The 16,730-nt window shown below is 57.3% G+C and carries 14 protein-coding genes, 2 pseudogenes and 1 CRISPR repeat array; of the genes and pseudogenes, 2 read left to right on the top strand and 14 right to left on the bottom strand.

Translation table 11 applies throughout. The annotated features are described in order from the left end of the window. Positions 1 to 97 precede the first annotated feature (97 nt). Positions 98 to 601, top strand: coding sequence for a type II 3-dehydroquinate dehydratase (aroQ, locus tag NW809_RS04300; RefSeq protein ID WP_414401600.1), 504 nt, complete (start codon positions 98 to 100; stop codon positions 599 to 601). Positions 602 to 844: 243 nt separating this feature from the next. On the opposite strand, the gene NW809_RS04295 is transcribed toward aroQ, so the two are convergent. Then, positions 845 to 1,381, bottom strand: a complete 537-nt coding sequence (locus tag NW809_RS04295) for a thioredoxin domain-containing protein (protein ID WP_011429613.1) — start codon at positions 1,379 to 1,381, stop codon at positions 845 to 847. A gap of 376 nt (positions 1,382 to 1,757) precedes the next feature. Here NW809_RS04295 and NW809_RS04290 point away from each other — a divergent pair, with 376 nt between their 5' ends. Then, positions 1,758 to 5,048 carry an AAA family ATPase gene (locus tag NW809_RS04290; protein WP_414401599.1) on the top strand — a complete coding sequence of 1,097 codons (3,291 nt, stop codon included), beginning with the start codon at positions 1,758 to 1,760 and terminating at the stop codon, positions 5,046 to 5,048. Here the strand turns inward: NW809_RS04290 and NW809_RS04285 are convergent. The 13 genes and pseudogenes from NW809_RS04285 to NW809_RS04225 form a co-directional block, all read right to left on the bottom strand. Then, entirely contained in the window at positions 5,045 to 5,476 is a 432-nt protein-coding gene (locus tag NW809_RS04285; RefSeq protein ID WP_011429615.1) for a GerW family sporulation protein, read from the bottom strand. The genes NW809_RS04290 and NW809_RS04285 overlap by 4 nt on opposite strands. A 292-nt stretch (positions 5,477 to 5,768) precedes the next feature. Further along, on the bottom strand, positions 5,769 to 6,032 hold the full coding sequence (locus tag NW809_RS04280; protein WP_041438126.1) for a DUF2973 domain-containing protein: 264 nt from the start codon (positions 6,030 to 6,032) through the stop codon (positions 5,769 to 5,771). Next, complete coding sequence (locus NW809_RS04275; RefSeq protein ID WP_011429617.1) at positions 6,032 to 6,352, bottom strand: DUF2605 domain-containing protein; 321 nt, start codon at positions 6,350 to 6,352, stop codon at positions 6,032 to 6,034. Before NW809_RS04275 ends, NW809_RS04280 begins: the two co-directional genes overlap by 1 nt. A 49-nt stretch (positions 6,353 to 6,401) precedes the next feature. After that, positions 6,402 to 7,892 (bottom strand): annotated as a pseudogene (locus NW809_RS04270) (cobaltochelatase subunit CobN); the annotation flags it as partial. Positions 7,893 to 7,918: 26 nt separating this feature from the next. Beyond that, positions 7,919 to 9,097: a transaldolase gene (locus NW809_RS04265; RefSeq protein ID WP_011429619.1), complete on the bottom strand. Its 1,179-nt coding sequence runs from the start codon at positions 9,095 to 9,097 to the stop codon at positions 7,919 to 7,921. A 161-nt stretch (positions 9,098 to 9,258) separates the two neighbouring features. After that, positions 9,259 to 10,098: a CRISPR direct-repeat array (repeat unit 29 nt; unit sequence CGGTTCACCCCCACGGGTGTGGGGACAAC). A gap of 19 nt (positions 10,099 to 10,117) precedes the next feature. After that, the gene (gene cas2e / locus NW809_RS04260; protein WP_414401598.1) at positions 10,118 to 10,390 is read right to left on the bottom strand and encodes a type I-E CRISPR-associated endoribonuclease Cas2e; all 273 of its coding nucleotides are present in this window, start codon (positions 10,388 to 10,390) and stop codon (positions 10,118 to 10,120) included. Continuing rightward, positions 10,390 to 11,337, bottom strand: coding sequence for a type I-E CRISPR-associated endonuclease Cas1e (gene cas1e, locus NW809_RS04255; RefSeq protein ID WP_414346869.1), 948 nt, complete (start codon positions 11,335 to 11,337; stop codon positions 10,390 to 10,392). Before cas1e ends, cas2e begins: the two co-directional genes overlap by 1 nt. A gap of 26 nt (positions 11,338 to 11,363) precedes the next feature. Further along, positions 11,364 to 11,996 carry a type I-E CRISPR-associated protein Cas6/Cse3/CasE gene (gene cas6e, locus NW809_RS04250; protein ID WP_414401597.1) on the bottom strand — a complete coding sequence of 211 codons (633 nt, stop codon included), beginning with the start codon at positions 11,994 to 11,996 and terminating at the stop codon, positions 11,364 to 11,366. Continuing rightward, entirely contained in the window at positions 11,978 to 12,601 is a 624-nt protein-coding gene (gene cas5e, locus NW809_RS04245; RefSeq protein ID WP_414401596.1) for a type I-E CRISPR-associated protein Cas5/CasD, read from the bottom strand. The genes cas6e and cas5e overlap by 19 nt, the downstream gene beginning before the upstream one ends. Positions 12,602 to 12,604: 3 nt before the next feature. Beyond that, entirely contained in the window at positions 12,605 to 13,747 is a 1,143-nt protein-coding gene (gene cas7e, locus NW809_RS04240) for a type I-E CRISPR-associated protein Cas7/Cse4/CasC (RefSeq protein WP_011429626.1), read from the bottom strand. 66 nt (positions 13,748 to 13,813) lie between these two features. Then, positions 13,814 to 14,413: a type I-E CRISPR-associated protein Cse2/CasB gene (gene casB / locus NW809_RS04235; RefSeq protein ID WP_414347494.1), complete on the bottom strand. Its 600-nt coding sequence runs from the start codon at positions 14,411 to 14,413 to the stop codon at positions 13,814 to 13,816. 11 nt (positions 14,414 to 14,424) lie between these two features. Then, positions 14,425 to 15,999: a type I-E CRISPR-associated protein Cse1/CasA gene (casA, locus tag NW809_RS04230; protein ID WP_011429628.1), complete on the bottom strand. Its 1,575-nt coding sequence runs from the start codon at positions 15,997 to 15,999 to the stop codon at positions 14,425 to 14,427. A gap of 16 nt (positions 16,000 to 16,015) precedes the next feature. Further along, a pseudogene (locus NW809_RS04225) lies at positions 16,016 to 16,730 on the bottom strand (CRISPR-associated helicase/endonuclease Cas3); the annotation flags it as partial.

Below are 16,730 nucleotides of genomic sequence, written 5' to 3'. Positions count from 1 at the left end.
GAAAAAGTTCTCGAAAAGATCCGCGAATGGGTGGAACGTGTGATTGATACTCTTCTGGGAAGTCCTCAGCCCCAACCTGCTCCCATTCCCGTAGAAAATGGATCCCATCGTCGTCGTTAATCCGACTGCCATTGCTTCCGCTGGCGAGCTCCTAAGCCTTCTGGTTCTGCACGGCCCCAACCTCAACTTGCTGGGGGTGCGAGAAGTAGGCATCTACGGCTCGGTGTCCTTAGAACAGATCGATCAGGCGCTCCACCAGCAGGCAGAAGTTCTTGGGGCAAAGCTGGAGATCCTGCAGTCTAACCATGAGGGGGTGTTGGTCGATGCCATTCACCGGGCTCGCCAGCAGCACTCCGGCATCCTCATCAACCCTGGCGCCTACACCCACACCAGCATCGCTCTGCGGGATGCCATTGCTGCCGTAGGGCTGCCCACGGTGGAAGTTCACCTGAGCAATATCTATCGCCGCGAACCTTTCCGGCAACACTCCTACATTGCTGCTGTAGCCATCGGCCAAATCAGTGGATTTGGAGCCCACAGCTACCTATTGGGCCTACAGGCTCTAGTTCAGCACCTGCGGCTGCAGGCTGCCCAAGCCTAACCGAAGAAGTTTGGCCTTACCTCGACGCTGCCGAGACAGTCGCTGCTTGGCGATCCTCAACCGCGGGGACTCCCCCACCTGGAAGAGGTAGGCGCTGGTTTTCCCGGTGGAGAACATCCGTCCTCAGCGGCGTGGGAGAGGGGGGCGGGCGCAACTCAGGGAGCGGTTAACTGGCAAGACCAGTGGGCGGCTTAGAGGGACAGTTGGGAGCCTCAAGCCCGACAACTGGGAGCTCCTAGGTCTCTATCCATGGCTGCGCGGATCCGCCTGATGCGGGAGGACAGGCCTGCCCCGATCCAACTCAGACACCTGTCCGGCATTGGTCAACTGCAGGGGCTGCCCAGTTGCCAGAGCCAACACATTGCCCCGCAAAATGGCGGCAGGCTGCTCTCCGATGGCAAATCCCAGCACTTCCCCTTGACCATCCAAAAAGAGAAAGTGAGGGATCCCGTTCACCCGGTAGCGGCTCAACTCCGGCAGCCACTTGGGGTTGTCCACGTTCAGCATGACGAAGTTCACCTGATCGGCAAATTCTTTCTTCAGGCTGGCCAGGAGAGGTGCCATCGCTCGGCAGGTGGTGCACCAATCGGCGTAAAACTCCACCAGAGAAGGCTTGCCGTTGGCCTGCGCTTCCTCCCAGGACACTGCCTCTGCAGCCAAGTCAGCCAAGCTGGTGCCAGCCTGACGAGCTTGATTGGCTAAAAACAAGCCTGCCGCCAGGAGCACGGCCACCACGGCAACTAAACTGTTGCGCAACCGTTTTGCCCAGTCTTCCTTCATAGCTCCATCACTCCGCCATCTGGTGTTCCGCCTTCCCCGTTCTAACATCCCCCTCGCTCCGCAGTGGGCCAACTAGGTTCTGGATGGCTGTCTCCCGGGATCCCGGCTGGCGAGGAGGGCAGATGGACGTACTCCCCCTAGCTATAGCTTGCTCCGGCCCAGCAGTAAGCCTAGGAACTCTTAGTTACTGGTTCCGCAACCGCACTTGCTCCTTCGGGTTGCTCCGCCTCAGCAGCAGTGCCAGTTTCCCTGGTGGGCTCAGGGCGGTGGGACAACCGTTTTCTGGCTGTGGCAAAACTTGGGATCTAGCCAATAACTTCATAAACTGGAGCAAATGGCTCATCGCCATTGCTTTGCAGCGACCAGAGCCGCCCTTGTGATCCCAGTTCGCCTGACCTTACACAATTTTCTCTGCTACTCTCAGGCGGTTTTGGATCTGCGCGGGATCCACACCGCTTGCATTTGCGGCCCCAACGGGGCGGGCAAATCGGCTTTGCTCGACGCCCTTACCTGGGGCCTCTGGGGACAGAGCCGGGCCAGCAACGACAGCGATCTCATCCGCAAGGGGGCCAGCGAAACCTGGGTGGAGGTGGTCTACCGCTCGCGGGGGCAAACCTACCGCGTCCTGCGCAGTCGCCACCTCGCGGGGGAAGGATCCCTGGAGTGGCAAATTCAAACTGGAGAAAGCGACGGCCAAGCCCGTTGGCGCAGCCTCACCCGCCGCGGCCTGCGTGCCACCCAACAGGCCATCCAAAATCAGCTCGGCCTCGACTACGATACCTTTGTTCACTCGGCCTACCTGCGGCAGGGGCAGGCCGATGCCTTTACCCTGAAGCGTCCCGGCGAGCGCAAGCAGATCTTGGCCGACATGCTCAAGCTGGGGCAGTACGATCTGCTGGCGGAGCGTTGCCGCGAACAGGCCCGCAGCGCCAAGCTCAAAGCCGACCTGCTCCAAGAGCGCCTGCACAAGCTGGATCAACACCAGGTCTCTATCGAGCAGATGCAAGCCGAACTGGAGCAGCTTCAACAGCGGCAAATCCATCTGCAACAGCTCCTGGCCCAACAGCAGCAGGAATTACAGGCCCTAGAACGCGCCTATGAACATCGCCACACCCTGGAGGAGCGCCACCAGCAGCTTGCCCAGCACCTGAACAAGCTCAGCGTCAACCTGCACCACACCGAACAGCAGTGGCGAGCTCAACGACAGCACCTGCTCCAGTTGCAAGAGCTGATTGCCCAAAGCGAGGAGATCCTGGCGGGCTACGAACGCTATCAAACCCTGATGGCCCAGGATCGCCATCTTCACCACCTCTTCGAGCAACAGCAATACCTGCTCCAAGAACGCCAAAAGCTGCAGGCCCAACAGGCCGAGCAACAACAGCAGCAACTGCGCAGAATGCAGCGGCTGCAACAGGAATTGGCCGCCTGCCAGGCCCAAGCCCAGGCCGATGCCCAGGTGCTGGCCGAACGAGAGCGCATCGAAAACGCCCTCCACCACTACCGGCAAGCCCAGGAGCGCCTGCAAAGCTTAAACGAGGCCCAGGCCCAAGCCGCTGCCCTCCTGGAGCAACAACGGCACTGGGAGGAGGAGATCCGCCGCGAGGGAGAACGTCTGCAAGCCCGCCTCCAGTTCCTCCAGGAGCACCTGCAAAGCCAGGAAACCCTGGCCCAACAGCAGCAGCACCTGGCCCAGAAAATTGCCGCCAGCGCTGCAGCCCTGGCCGAGCTAGAGCGGCAGCGCCTCTACCAGCAGCAGGTGTTGGAAAAAATCCAGGAGCGCCGCCTCTTTGTGCAGAAGCTGCAGGAGCGGCAGCGGGTTCTCCAGCACCAGTGGCAACAGGAGGAGGAACGCTGCCGCCTGCTAGAGGCTCCTTGGGAAGAGTTTCCTGTTGGCGATAGCGGAGCGGAGTCCCTCCACGCCGAGCGCTTGGATCCTGCAGAGCTAGAAGATCTGGATCGCCCGGATCACTTGGGCCCTTCGGATCCAGACTCTGGCCGGTGCCGTCCCACCCATGCTTTGACGGGGGCGAAGGCCATTGCCGAGGGAGCTGCAGAACCGGGATCCGAAGTAACCGCAGACCCCCTCTTCTCAGAGCAGCCTGCCGAGTCCATGCCAGCACCGCCCACCAAAGTGCCGACCGCCCCAATTTGGGTTTGCCCTCTCTGTGCCCGTCCGCTCAGCCCGTCCTTGAGGGCAGTGGTGCTGAAGAAACACCGCCAGCGGCAAGAGGAAATTGCTGGCGAGCTGTTTGTAATCCGCGAGCAATTGGCGGTGGCCGACCGGGAGATCGGGCTGCTGCAGGAAGAAGCCCAGCGTCTTGGCCAAGAGTTGGCCACCTGGGACGAGCGCCTGCACCTTCAGGGGCGCCTGCAACAGCAGTGGGAGGCTGAGCAGGAGCGGCAGCGGCAACTGGAGGCGCGGCGGGCAGAAGCCGCAGAACTGGAGCAGATCCTCAGCCAAGAAGCTTATGCCCAAGAGGCGCGGCAGCAGCTTGCCCAGATCCAACAGGCCCTGCAGCAGCTGGGCTATGACGAGCGGGAACATGCCTTGCAACGGGGAGAGGTGGAGCGCTGGCGCTGGGCCCTGGGCCGCTCCCACGAGCTGCGCAAAGCCCAGGAGCGCCGCGCCCGCCTAGGCGAGCAAATCGCCTCCCTGCAAGCGCAACTGGAGGCCCTGCAACAGGCGGGATCCCCTGACTCGCCGCTGGCAGAACGCCTGGCCCAGATCGAGCAGGCGCTGCACCAGGTCGGCTACGACGGATCCCTGCACCAGCAGGTAAAAGCAGAACTGGCCCAGGCGCAACTGTGGCCGGCCCGCCTGCAAGCCCTCCAGATGGCCCGCCAGGAGCTGCCGGAAGCCACAGCCCGCAGCCAGGCCCTGTCCCAACGCCTGCAGGAAAGCCGGCAACACTTTGCCCAGGCTGCCCAAGAGCTGGAAGCGCTGCAGCGACAACTGGCCGAGCACCCCGATGTTTCCCCGGCTCATCTAGAAGGGATCCGCCAAGCTCTGCAGGAGAACCGGCAAGAGCTGGATCTGGTGCTTTCTCAAATCGGGGCGGCCCGACAGCGGCTGCAGCAGGCTCTTGAACAGCAGGCGGAGCGGACGGAGCTGGAGCGACAACTGCAGCAGGCCCGCCGCCAGCAGCAGGTGTACCAGGAGCTGGCCAACGCCTACGGCCGCAACGGCATTCCCGCCCTGATCATCGAAAATGTCCTGCCAGAGCTAGAGGCCCAGGCCAACCAGATCCTGGGCCGCCTCACCCAACACCGCCTCCATCTGCGCTTTGTAACCCAGCGCTCGGGGCGGCGCTCGGAGAAGCTGATCGAGACCCTCGACATCCTCATCGCCGATCCCCGCGGCACCCGTCCCTACGAGACCTACTCTGGGGGAGAGGCTTTCCGCATCAACTTCGCCATCCGCCTGGCTCTTTCCCGCCTGCTTACCCAGCGCTCGGGATCCGACCTGCAAACGTTGATCATCGACGAGGGGTTTGGATCCCAGGACGCCACCGGGCGGGCCCAGTTGCTGGCGGCCATCAACGCCATTGCCTCCGACTTTGCCTGCATCCTGGTGATCACCCACATCCCCAGCCTGCAAGAGGCCTTTCCCCACCGCATCGACGTGCAGCCCTCCCCCCAGGGATCCCGCCTCTTCATTCGCGGCTAGTCATTTGGCTGGTCATTTGAGGATGAGGAGTTGTCGGCCCGGCTTTGCAACCACTGCTGCAGCAGGGGAACTATAGTCTCGCCAAGCTGGCTCCACTGGCTGGGCTTTTGGGCCGTGGTTAGCAGCTCCACCCGCTCCCCCCGGATCACCAAAAAGCCCACCGGCTCGATGCGCACCCCGCCCCCCGCTCCGCCAAACAGGCTGGCCGGATCCCGTCCGTTGCTGCGAAAGCCGCTGGCCGTTTTGCCAAAATGGCCCCCTCCTCCCCCAACGCCAAAGTAGAGCGACACGTAGGGGACAATCGTTGTGTCGCCAATGGTAATCGGCTGGCCAAAGGTCTGTCCCGTCTCCGCCAAAACCTTCAGCTTGCTCAGCACCGCCTCCAGGACGGCTGCCACCTCGAAATCGGAACTGGAATCGGATCCCATTGGTGACGTTTGCGCAAACGCTGCAGGCCAGCTCCAGAGGCCACTGGGTGAAGAACCAGATTGACTGCAGTTGTCTCAGACAAGATTAAGATACCTTGCTGCCTACCCAAGCGCCCCGCGCCGCTGCCCTCACCCCTGGCCCCTCTCCCTGAGGGAGAGGGGAGTTGGGGATAGTTCTCGGCGCCAAATGTTTTACTGCAACTTCATCCAGGAAAGGCTGCTCACCCCCACACCTGACTCGGGCCGACACCGAGAAAGGGGGAGCTCCTGCGCCGCTCTTGAACTCCCTTTTTTAGTCCTCGTCGGGAGAGCCAGAGTAGAGATCCTCCAGGCGGCTGCGGGCCTCTTCCAAGCTGGCCGAGCGAATGACCAGCAAGGGCTCTTCCGTCAGGTTGCCTTCTTCATCCAACAGCTCTGGGTGGGGCACCTGCCGGCGGCCTCGACGTGGCGAGGCCTTGCGCTCTTCTTTGCTCAGAGTAACCACGTTGGCCACCAGGTTGCGCAGGGCTACAAAGGCAATGGCCACAAAAGCGATGAGGTAGAGGATCTGCAGCATCACGGGTCAGATGAGTCGGAGGAGGGGTGAATTTGGCGAAAGCGACGGCCCAGCTCGGCGCACTCCATCAGCAGGCGATGCCATTTTGCCATCAGGGCCGGGTCAACGCCAACTTCATTATCCGACAACTGATAGAGGGCTTCCGCTGCCTGGAGCTCCGCTTGGGCAGCCAAAACCCGCTCCAGGAGGGCCTGCTGCGCCTCTGGGCTGATGAATTCTAAAGTTTCTTCTTGCAAAAAGCGACGAGAGCGCTCAAACCAGTAGCGGTAATCTTCCAGCAGGGGCCCCAGAATCTCTCGCAACAGCTTGGCTTTGCTCATGGATCGGGATCCCTCCGCGTCTGGTTTGCTGAGAGCATCTTAGCCGAACTTAACCTTCCCCCGCCAGGGATCCCTGGGTAGCCTCCAGGCGGGCTTCCGTCTCCAGCATCAGGGCTTCTAGGTGGGGCACCAGCTCCGGCGCCTGCTCTTGCCAGTAGCCCCGCTGGTGGGCTTCCAGCAGCCGCTCGCTCATGTCCCGCAGCGCCCAAGGGTTGTGGTTGCGCAAAAACTGCTGCACCCGGGGATCCAGCAAGTAGGCGCGGGCCAGGCCAGCGTACATAAAGTCCGGCACGGCGTGGGTGGTGACGTCGTAGGCGAAGAGGTAGTCCAGAGTGGCGGCCATCTCGAAGGCGCCTTTGTAGCCGTGGCGCATCACGCCGGCAATCCACTTGGGGTTGACGACGCGGGCGCGGTAGACGCGGTCGATTTCTTCGGCCAGGGTGCGGATCTTGGGGTTGTGGGGACGGGCGTGATCCCCGAAGTAGATCTGGGGGTTGCGGCCCTGGAGCGCCCGCACCGCTGCCACCATGCCTCCCTGAAACTGGTAGTAGTCGTCCGAGTCAAGGAGATCGTGCTCGCGGTTGTCTTGGTTGTGCAGGACAATTTGCAGGCGGGCCAGTTGCCGCCGCAGGGCTGCGGGGGCCGGCTCTCCTTCGCCCTCGGCCCGGTAGGCGTAGCTGCTCCAGTTGAGGTAGGCGCGGGCCAGATCCGCTTCCGTTTCCCAGTTTTGCGCCTCGATCAGCCCCTGCAGGCCGGCTCCGTAGGCCCCCGGCTTGGAGCCAAAGATGCGCAGCCGCGCTTGCTTTGCCGCTTCTGAAGGCGGGATCCCTTGCTCCTGCCAGTACTGGGTATCGGCCAGCACCTGGGCCCGCAGGGGGTTGTCGCTTTCCGGCTCCTCCAGGGCGGCCACGGCCTGCACGGCGCGGTCGAAGAGGGCAATCAGGTTGGGAAAAGCATCGCGAAAGAACCCAGAAATGCGCAGGGTTACATCCACGCGGGGCCGGCCCAAAACCGCCACGGGCAAAATCTCAATATCCACCACCCGTCCCCCCTCCCAGCGGGGCCTGACTCCCAAGAGCGCCAGCGCCTCGGCCCAGTCGTCGCCGCCGGTGCGCAGGGTAGAGGTGCCCCAAACGGATAGGCCCAGGTGGCGGGGATATTCCCCCTGCTCTTGCACGTAGCGCTCCACCAGCCGCTCGGCAGCCAGCGAGCCAACCTGCCAGGCGGTGGGGGTAGGGATGGCGCGGATATCCACCGAGTAGAAGTTGCGCCCGGTGGGCAACACCTCCACCCGGCCCCGGGTGGGGGCACCGGAAGGGCCGCTGGGCACATAGCCGCCGTTGAGCCCGTGCAGGAGATGCCTCAGCTCCTGGGGGGTTTGCTGCAGCCGAGGGAGCAAGTCGGTCTCGATCCAGTGCAGCACTTGTCTGGCCGCCGGCCCCGGCGGCGGATCGTAAGGGATCCCCTGCAGATACTGGGCAATCCAGCGGCGGGCCTGGGCCTCCAGGGCGGCTACTGCGTCTCCAAAGCGGCGAAAGCTCTCGCCCATAGGGCTTGCTTGCCTGGCTAATTTCTCAGATAAACGGCTGCCCCCAGTCCGACCAGCATTTCTTCGGGAGTAATTTTGCCATCTTGGTTAGTGTCGAGGGCATCGAAGACGCGATCTGCTCCCATCCACTCCTCGCGGGTGATGAAGCCATCCCCATCCAGGTCGTAGATGCGGAAGACATCCTGGGCGGCGTGGGTAATCGTTTCCTTGGCGCCCTCCAGCTTCTGCAGCCGCTCGGTGAGCAGTTTTTCCAGCACCTCCAGCGCCTTGGAGAAGCCCTGGATCCCTTCTTCTAGTTTTTCCGAGGCCATGCGGTTTTCCCGGTGCATCTGGTCGAAGGTGGCCCGATCCATCACCAGGCGGGGAATATCCATTTTCTTAGCTTTTTCCGGATCCAGCTTGCGCTCCAGGTGGCCCTCGGTGTTTTGCAGCTCCGCCAACAAAGCCGGCGAGATGGTTAGGAGATCGCAGCCGGCCAGCTCGATGATCTCGCCAATGTTGCGGAAGCTGGCCCCCATCACTTCCGTTGGGTAATCGTATTTGCGCAGATAGTTGTAGATCTGGGTTACCGACTGCACGCCTGGATCTTCGGCGGGCGGGTAGCTCTCCCGGCCTGTGTGTTTTTTGTACCAATCCAGGATGCGGCCCACAAAGGGCGAGATGAGGGTTACCCCCGCTTCGGCGCAGGCAATGGCCTGGTGCAGGCCAAACATCAAAGTCAGGTTGCAGTGGATCCCTTCTTTTTCCAGGATCTCGGCGGCGCGGATCCCTTCCCAAGTAGCCGCAATCTTAATGAGCACCCGCTTGGGATCCGCCCCTGCCGCCTTGTAGAGCTCGATGAGATGGCGGGCCTTGGCCACGGTGGCTGCTGTGTCGTAGGAGAGCCGGGCGTCCACCTCCGTCGAAACCCGACCGGGGATGATGGACAAAATGCGCACGCCAAAGGCCACCGCCAGTTGGTCGATGGCGTGGGCCACCACGGCTTTGGTGTCGGCTTTGGATCCCAGGTCTTGGCGGGCCTTGAGCAAGGTCTCATCGACAATGCCCTGGTACTGGGGCATTTGGGCGGCTGCTGTAATCAAAGAGGGATTGGTGGTGGCATCCTGCGGCTTAAAGGTCTCGATGGCGTTGATATCCCCCGTGTCGGCCACCACCACCGTCATCTCTCGCAACTGCTCCAGCAAGCTCCTGCTCATACTTCCCTCCTTAGATATCGCGCTTCTGCGACCTAGCCCCAGTGTCGCCCACCTAGGCAAGGGATCCCGGTAGATGTGAGATTGTCTTAATTGTCTAGCCGGCTACTCCCACAGATGTGGGGACAACGTACAGCAGGAGAACTACCAGGGGGCTCATAGATTGGTTCACCCCCACGGGTGTGGGGACAACGCCGCTTCAACCGCAAAGGCGAGTTCAACGTCCCGGTTCACCCCCACGGGTGTGGGGACAACGATAGGGCACCAGCCACCGCTTCCCTCCCGCCCACGGTTCACCCCCACGGGTGTGGGGACAACGAAGGTAGCGCAGGAGCTGACTTGGGTGGCGGGGCGGTTCACCCCCACGGGTGTGGGGACAACAGACGAGCCTGATGTTCAACGCCCTCCAGCTACCCGGTTCACCCCCACGGGTGTGGGGACAACGAACTGACCCTAGCTGGCGGCAGTTCCGAGTGGCCGGTTCACCCCCACGGGTGTGGGGACAACGCGTGCTCAGTCCTTGCTTTGCCGGTAGAGTGCGGTTCACCCCCACGGGTGTGGGGACAACCCGTCCCCATCGCCACCGCAGACTAGTGGAGCCTGGTTCACCCCCACGGGTGTGGGGACAACGCCGATGGACGGGCGTCATTTCCCCGTCCAACACGGTTCACCCCCACGGGTGTGGGGACAACGTACACCAGGTTAGCCCCAGTGCGCGACAAGGAGGTTCACCCCCACGGGTGTGGGGACAACCAACAGGGGATCCCCCACGGGATCCCCTTCGTTCGGTTCACCCCCACGGGTGTGGGGACAACGAAGCAACGGGGAGCCATCACAGCCGCAACAGCCCGGTTCACCCCCACGGGTGTGGGGACAACTGGCGGATCCCCGTTCCCAGGACGCAGCGCGCGTCGGTTCACCCCCACGGGTGTGGGGACAACGACTTACCTCGCTGCGAGCCAGCGCGAACATATCCGGTTCACCCCCACGGGTGTGGGGACAACCCTTCGATTTTTGCCGATTTTAGTAGGTTTTGACCAGCAGCACCCCTTCTATGTCTACTAGCTGCCGCGAGGGATCCCCGATGCTCCTGGCCGAGAATCCCTGCTCTGAGTTGGTGGAATAGACCATCAGTGCAAAGCCGTCGCCGATTTTGCTGGTCACCCGTGCCCACAGTTCTTCTCGAACCAGGGCTGAGACGCGACCGACAAAGACCCCCGCCTTGATCTCAAACAGCCAGCGACTTAGGTCTCCTCTCAAACTTGCGGGGACATTCTCTAAGATAAAGACCACCATCAGACCGACATTTCCTCATCCAACTCTTCTCCGTAGCTCACTCCCCCCTCAACAGCTCCCTTCTCGTTATCCCAAAGAGATCCTACAGGGCTTGACTCCTCCTGTGTGGCTCTGAAGCCGAGGATGGCATCAACATCGTCTATGATTCTCTGCATCAACCGATGCTCTACAAACTTTTCTCGACACAGTTGCCTAGTTCTCGACTCAAAGTTTGGCATCAACTCAGCGGCAGCCTTGAAGGCAACGGGGATGGTGATCTCTGTCTTGTAGAGATCGGCAACGTCATAAACAAAAGATAAGGGCTTGCCGATGTGAATAAACCCCAACGCAGTTGAATAGCCTACGGCATTGAGCGCTGCCTGGCAAACAGCGTAGAGGCAAGTATTGGCAACAGAAAGAGCACGATTAACGGGATCAGCACACTCCCATTCCTTGAGCTTGTAGGAGCGTCCCTTCCAATTTACCCCTGTTTCTTTACTAAGGCGGCTGTAAACAGTTCGCACTCGCACCCCCTCCAGTCCGCGAATCTGCTCAAGGGTTAGCCCTTCTTTGAGAGGTTCGGGAAAGCGAAATGAATACATACGCCGAACCACTTCCATGTGCTGGACGGGATCTGCCCATAGTTTGGCCTGGTGATAAAGCCTTTCCACGCTGCTGGAAGGATGGGATCCACTGGCATAGAAGCGTAGCCCATCTTCGCCAACCCACTGGACCGAGCAGAGCCCATCGGCCAAGTTCTTGATGGCAGCGTGAGTAATTGCTGTCCCAGGGCCTAGCATTAAAGTGGTCAAGCTGGCACAAGGGATTATATATCTGCCATCTTCTTGCAAAACGGCAACAGCTTTCGCATCTTGCTCAATTCGGCACCGTTCTACATAGACAAAGCTTATGCTATCTCGAACCTTCGGGATAGATCGTAAACTTTTCGTAGTTGTCTTTGCGATCATAAGACACTCCCCCTTAAAAGGCAAAACTAGCGTGGAAAGTAACTGATCTTGCTGAGCGATAGAAGTCCACATCCGTAGGAGCGTCCTCGCCCAATTCCTTGTTGTACTGCTTTAACAAAAGCTTCAGAATCAGTTACCCGCAATATGCCCTGGAACAAAACGGTGTGGATACGAACTGGCCCGGAGAGCCCCTTTTTGATCCCAAATATTTGCGGCGATGGGATCCCTTCTGCAGCCAACACCTCAAACCCATGCTGACAGCCCTGGCGGCGGAGCCATTCCAGTTGATCCTCAGAGCGAAAAAAGCCAACAATCTTGCGGGTCTTCTTATCTCGCTTGCTGGGATTTGCTCGGAGTCGGAACTGAAAGCATCTTCCCTTACTTAGAACTTCTGGCCTCAGGTCGAAGATTTTGACTTCTGGATCCCTTTGGACATAACCCTGTGGCAAGCGAGACCAATCCGGCTGAATGACCGATTGCACCAGGATGGTGCAGCCATCAGGTTCTTGACGGTAAAGAATATGCCAATCGGAGCGAGGGGTTTTGGTAGGTTGATCGGGAAAACCATGCATAATTCGCTGGTGCAAAGCGTGAGCATTACTGAGCTCTCGCTGCACCAGAAGCTGTCGCTCGTTTAGAATTAGCCGGGAAAGATACATATCGCCTCCGGGAGTTCATGGTATTCCGTCTCCACAGCCCGGCAACCGAAGCGCCGCGGCTGCCAGCTCAAAGGCACATCTTGGCGCACATCCAGACTCTCAGAGACCTCCAAAACAAAGCGGAGTTGGGAGGGACGCTTCCCGCGTCTAGAACACTCATAAGGGTGCTGACGCAAAGCTTCCAGCAAAGGCTGCTCCACAAGCCCCACTCGCAAAGGGCGGCTGGGAATAAAGCTTTTCCGTCCCAGAAACACTTGCCAGTAAGGTTTTTGCAGAGCTTGATCCAAAGTTCTCAGCAAATTAGGATCCCCTTCCAATCCCACCAGGTAATCCCCATCTGCTACGTAGTAGCGATTGCTGATCGTCTCTTTTATTTGTACTGTGTGGAAATCCTTACAAAGGATCCCTTCCTTGTTCACTCGCACCCCCATTTTCAGGACAGCCAGATCATCAACAGGTTCCCAGCGAGGGCGACCCAGTGCCGCACAGAGGATCCCGATCACCGCCGACTTTGTAGGCTCACGACGGCTATCGCGATAATCAAACTGGCTGTGGTCGCCCCAGCTCATCATCGGAGCCCGCAATCGCATGAGAAGCGTAGTCATGATCTAAGCTCCTTGGCCGTTGCTGGCCACGCCAAAGGCTTTGAGAGCACTTTTTAAGAGCTCTTCTACAGAATCTTTCTTGCTAGACTTGAGTACATTGAGTCTCGCAGCCAGCCTATCAAGGACAACAACGCCTTTATACTGCACGTCAGCTTCTCCATACATCTTGACCAGTGATCCCCAATACTCATCTAAAGCTTTAACGGCATTTTCCAGTAGGCTAAATCCTCCACTGGGAGCAACCGGATTTTCAAAGGCATCCACTAAGGAAATAGGCTGCCCTTCCCGAACTACTGCCATCACCAATGCTGGCCGAGTGTGAGCGGCAAATCCGTTTTGATGTCCACTGGGCACAGCATGAATGAAAGCCGTAGCAAAAGCCTTGATGATGGATCCTAGATGTTCAGTTCCGCCTAGGTTTTCAACCAACTGTTTCTTGTCGAGAACAGCAAAGCGGTAGTATGTAGAGCTGTTGTACCCCGTCTCGCCCATGTGATCGGCTCCAGTGTCCTCACTACTGCCCAGGTCGTCTACGGCTGTAAAGAAGTCGAACTCTTGTTGTAGGGCATTGATACTAATTGCATGGGCCACCTGAACAGCAGCATCGACATTGACTGTGGGTAGCGAGGCCATCATCCGACCAAACAAAGCTACATCACCGGGTTTTCCTGTATCAACCAAAGCTTTTTCGATCGCCTTGGCTATTTTTTGGGGAAGTTTGGGCTTTTCCTCTCGCAATCCGGATTCAATGGCAGACCAGTTTTTGATTAAGATTTCGGCAATTGCATCAAGTTCCGTCTTCCCCAAAAATACAATGGTGGTGGCTTCATTTTTATCATTAAACTTGAGCTTAAGCCCTTGCTCTAAGGCAAGCCGAGCGGCCATTCCAGCTTGCTCATCAGGGATCCCTGCCTTCACAAGCTTAGATTTCAACTCAGGGAGCCAGTTGCGAGAGCGAGCGGCAAAGTGAGCCGGGTCTAGCTCAGCATATTGGTGATAGTATTTTCGCACTGCCCGCTTCTGGCACTGGCTAGAGATTCGCGCTCGTGGACGACCGCCGAATATCGTAGATTTAGGCATGCCATTTTCATCGCGGTTTAGGTTGGCAGGAGGGAAACTTTGAATCAAATGAATTTCCAGTCGCATGGCTGTTTCTCCTCTAAGGGTATAGTATCGGAACAAGTTTGTTAGCTCAAACAGGGGTAAGTGCTCTCAGCCTACATCCTCTCTGAGATCATCGGAAACCTCAGAACTTACATCATCAGTTTCTTCTGCCTTTGCAGATCCAGAGGAAGATACCTGCCAAAAAGTTTTAGCCCATCTATCCTGGACAACTTGATCGGGATGGTTCCATAAGCAAAGGTCAGCAATCAACTGAGGGTAGTAAACAGAAATCTTTCTATCCTTCTTACTTTTCATTTGCTTTACCAAAGCTATGATTGGATATTCGATGTAGTCAAGATCGGTCTCTAGAAGAGCTCTAAACCTTCGTTCTGGGCCTTTAGATTCGGTGCTGTCTTGCAATTCCCGACAGCTTTTCGCAAAGTTACTGACCTCTGGTTCCATATCTTGGTCATGGTAAACGGAGAGACACGCCACAAAGATCCAAATATCCTGTTCTTGTTCGGGGATCCCTTGTAAATAGGGCAGTACAAAGGGGTAAATTTTTCGTAAGTGGTGGTGCTCGCCGGAAAGTGCTCGCTTGAAGGCAACTTTGGCGCCGGTGTCGTTTTTGAGGCGATCCTTGATTTCTTGTAAGAACTTTTTTGCCCGTTCCAGTCGATTATGGGAAGAGATTTGAGTTGTAGACATAACTTGGCCTCCTATTGGACAACAGCTTGCTCCTTCTTCTGCTTTTTCTTAGCTGCTTTTTGTTTTTGAGCTTTCTTTTCCCTTGGATCCGCACGAAGCTCTGCTAGTTTTCTCTCCAGCGTGCGCAAGGCAGCCGCTCTGGCCTGATAGTTGCGAATAGACTCAATGGACTCGGTGAAGGCTCGCCGAGCGGCATCTTGCACAGTCTTAGTCCAGGCAGGTAGAGTGGTAAGTCCATAGTAGATAATTCCATCAGCTCCAGGTTGGTTATCTTGGGGTAAATCATGAAGTAGCATTGAGAAAGCGTGGTCTAGAATTGCCCAGTAGCGAGACTCTCCATCTAAAGCTTTGGATAGCTTCTCAGTCTCTCCGTTTTTAAGAACCTCTGCTAGAGAAAAGTAGGGGCTACCTTTAGAAGATCGAAAGATTTGTTGATGGTTCTCGGCAATTCCAATAGCGCTTTTTAAACTCTGCGCCAACTCCGAATCTGTAACAAACTGCATTGGAACTGAAAATCGAGCCGAGCTCCATCCTAAAGGTTTAGCCTGGTCGGCGCTCATACCCAACACTTCAAACACAACCAAATTATTGACCAATTCTTCTGACTTGAGCTCAGCTAGCCAGTCCACAATCCGAGGACGGGTTTGCTTGCTAGCCGTCAGGAGAAAGCTGTCCGCATCCCGCCACAACTGTCTGTGTAAAGATAGACGCACTGGTTTATCTTCTTTATAGGCAACGCTACATTCCCACTGCCGGGCCTCTACACCGTTGGGTAGGGAGTTGCCCATAGTAATAGCCAATTGCTGCACTCGCCCAGCTTCTGAAAACAGCCGCAGCCGCCGCCAGGGAAAGGTTAAATAGTGGATGTATCCCGCAGGGATCTCTTTTTTCGGTTGGCCAGTGTAGCCAACTTTGGTTTCCCAGGTGGGTACATCTTCTCCAGCTACTACACTGGGCATCTCATCCTCTGGGCTATACCGCATCAAGTTCAGCATCAGCGTCTCTTTTAAGGTTCTCCCTTTCAAAAGGACATTGGCAACATTCATAGTCGGAGTGTTTACAGCAGAGTGATTGCCGCTGTCTTGCCCAACATAAAATGCCCTTAGGCTAGTGATGTCAACTCCCTGTAGACGCACCAATAGTCGAGCAGCTTCCGGTAAGGAGATGCTGTAGCCGCTCCATTCGTGTTCATGAAAGAATACTTCAGAGGTGCTCATGGTATGGATGGAGTGGACAGGCACAGCTTTTTCTATAGGTAGAGCTGGATCCTGCATGAAGGGGTGAGTGGGATGGAATAGGTCAAAACAATCTTGCCTATCCTGCAAGTACTTAATAACTCGCTTTCCATTGTCTTGAAAGATTTCCTTCCAGTGATCCGTATCTTTTGGTCCAAGATAGGCTCGGTGCATTATTGCCAGTAGAAAACGGTAGAGAGCTAAAGTAGTAGGCGGATTATCTCCTCGCATCTCTTTCAGGCTTTCCCACTCTCTAAATAACTCAACTAAAGACAACTCTTGGATTCGAAAATCGGGATCGAGTACAGGGATCCACTTTTCTTTGGTGAGATTAAAGGACTGAGTTTCCATGAGCTCCTCCCTAACGTTAGCTGTTCATCTTCTCGATGGTGATCCCTAGGTTAGGATCCAACCGCAGTCGCCATTTGCCAACTTGAGCCCAGCCTTCGGCGTTCAAAACAACGTAGCGACAGTTACGCAGCAAAGCAGATGTCCAAGTTTTGGGGTTTTCCCGCCTCAGCAGCTCCTTTACAAGCTCCTGGCGGGAAGCAATGCGAACACTGTGGGCCAGTAGCCTACGAATCATCAGCAGGCTGGGCTCAGTTTCTAGATCCACTGGATCGTGAGAGCCGGGAAAGACTAAACCGGTCTTCCCTTGTTGCAAGAAAATTGTCGCCACCGAAGGCTGCCCAAGTCTGGTAACGGCAGCGATAGTGCTTTCGTCATCCTCTTTTTTTAGGTAGGTAAACTGTTCGGGCCTCACATCAGCATTTGGCGGTGGGATCTTTACTTCATTAGCTCGAGATCTTTTAGCATCCTCTTCTTCAACTTTGTACTTTTCCAAAGACTCTCGCCAATCTTGAGCATGAACGGTTTCCAATGCTTCGGGGATAGGCATCTCCAAATCATATACCGATTCGATTAGGTCGTCGATTTCTTCAGGCAGTTGCACGTTGCAACGCTCTCTTAGAGCCAGCCAACTGCGTAGGAGAATGTGCCGATCGTAGATAGAGCTGCTCTCCCGAAAATTAGCCTTGCCCTCCTCAGCTAGCTCTGGTTCCACTATCCACAAGTAGGGAGCA

This window comes from Synechococcus sp. WC101 (genome assembly GCF_047461555.1).
Taxonomy (GTDB): Bacteria; Cyanobacteriota; Cyanobacteriia; order Thermostichales; family Thermostichaceae; genus Thermostichus.
The sequence above is the reverse complement of the archived record's forward strand: the minus strand, read 5'-3'. Positions and strand labels throughout refer to the sequence as shown.

What these genes read in the sequence shown, in the direction of transcription:
- aroQ (WP_414401600.1), top strand. Translation starts at nt 98, where the DNA reads ATGGATCCCATCGTCGTCGTTAATCCGACTGCCATTGCTTCCGCTGGC.
- cas2e (WP_414401598.1), bottom strand. Translation starts at nt 10,390, where the DNA reads ATGGTGGTCTTTATCTTAGAGAATGTCCCCGCAAGTTTGAGAGGAGAC.
- NW809_RS04275 (WP_011429617.1), bottom strand. Translation starts at nt 6,352, where the DNA reads ATGAGCAAAGCCAAGCTGTTGCGAGAGATTCTGGGGCCCCTGCTGGAA.
- NW809_RS04295 (WP_011429613.1), bottom strand. Translation starts at nt 1,381, where the DNA reads ATGAAGGAAGACTGGGCAAAACGGTTGCGCAACAGTTTAGTTGCCGTG.
- cas1e (WP_414346869.1), bottom strand. Translation starts at nt 11,337, where the DNA reads ATGATCGCAAAGACAACTACGAAAAGTTTACGATCTATCCCGAAGGTT.
- cas5e (WP_414401596.1), bottom strand. Translation starts at nt 12,601, where the DNA reads ATGACTACGCTTCTCATGCGATTGCGGGCTCCGATGATGAGCTGGGGC.
- NW809_RS04280 (WP_041438126.1), bottom strand. Translation starts at nt 6,032, where the DNA reads ATGCTGCAGATCCTCTACCTCATCGCTTTTGTGGCCATTGCCTTTGTA.
- casA (WP_011429628.1), bottom strand. Translation starts at nt 15,999, where the DNA reads ATGGAAACTCAGTCCTTTAATCTCACCAAAGAAAAGTGGATCCCTGTA.
- cas7e (WP_011429626.1), bottom strand. Translation starts at nt 13,747, where the DNA reads ATGCGACTGGAAATTCATTTGATTCAAAGTTTCCCTCCTGCCAACCTA.
- cas6e (WP_414401597.1), bottom strand. Translation starts at nt 11,996, where the DNA reads ATGTATCTTTCCCGGCTAATTCTAAACGAGCGACAGCTTCTGGTGCAG.
- NW809_RS04285 (WP_011429615.1), bottom strand. Translation starts at nt 5,476, where the DNA reads ATGGGATCCGATTCCAGTTCCGATTTCGAGGTGGCAGCCGTCCTGGAG.
- casB (WP_414347494.1), bottom strand. Translation starts at nt 14,413, where the DNA reads ATGTCTACAACTCAAATCTCTTCCCATAATCGACTGGAACGGGCAAAA.
- NW809_RS04265 (WP_011429619.1), bottom strand. Translation starts at nt 9,097, where the DNA reads ATGAGCAGGAGCTTGCTGGAGCAGTTGCGAGAGATGACGGTGGTGGTG.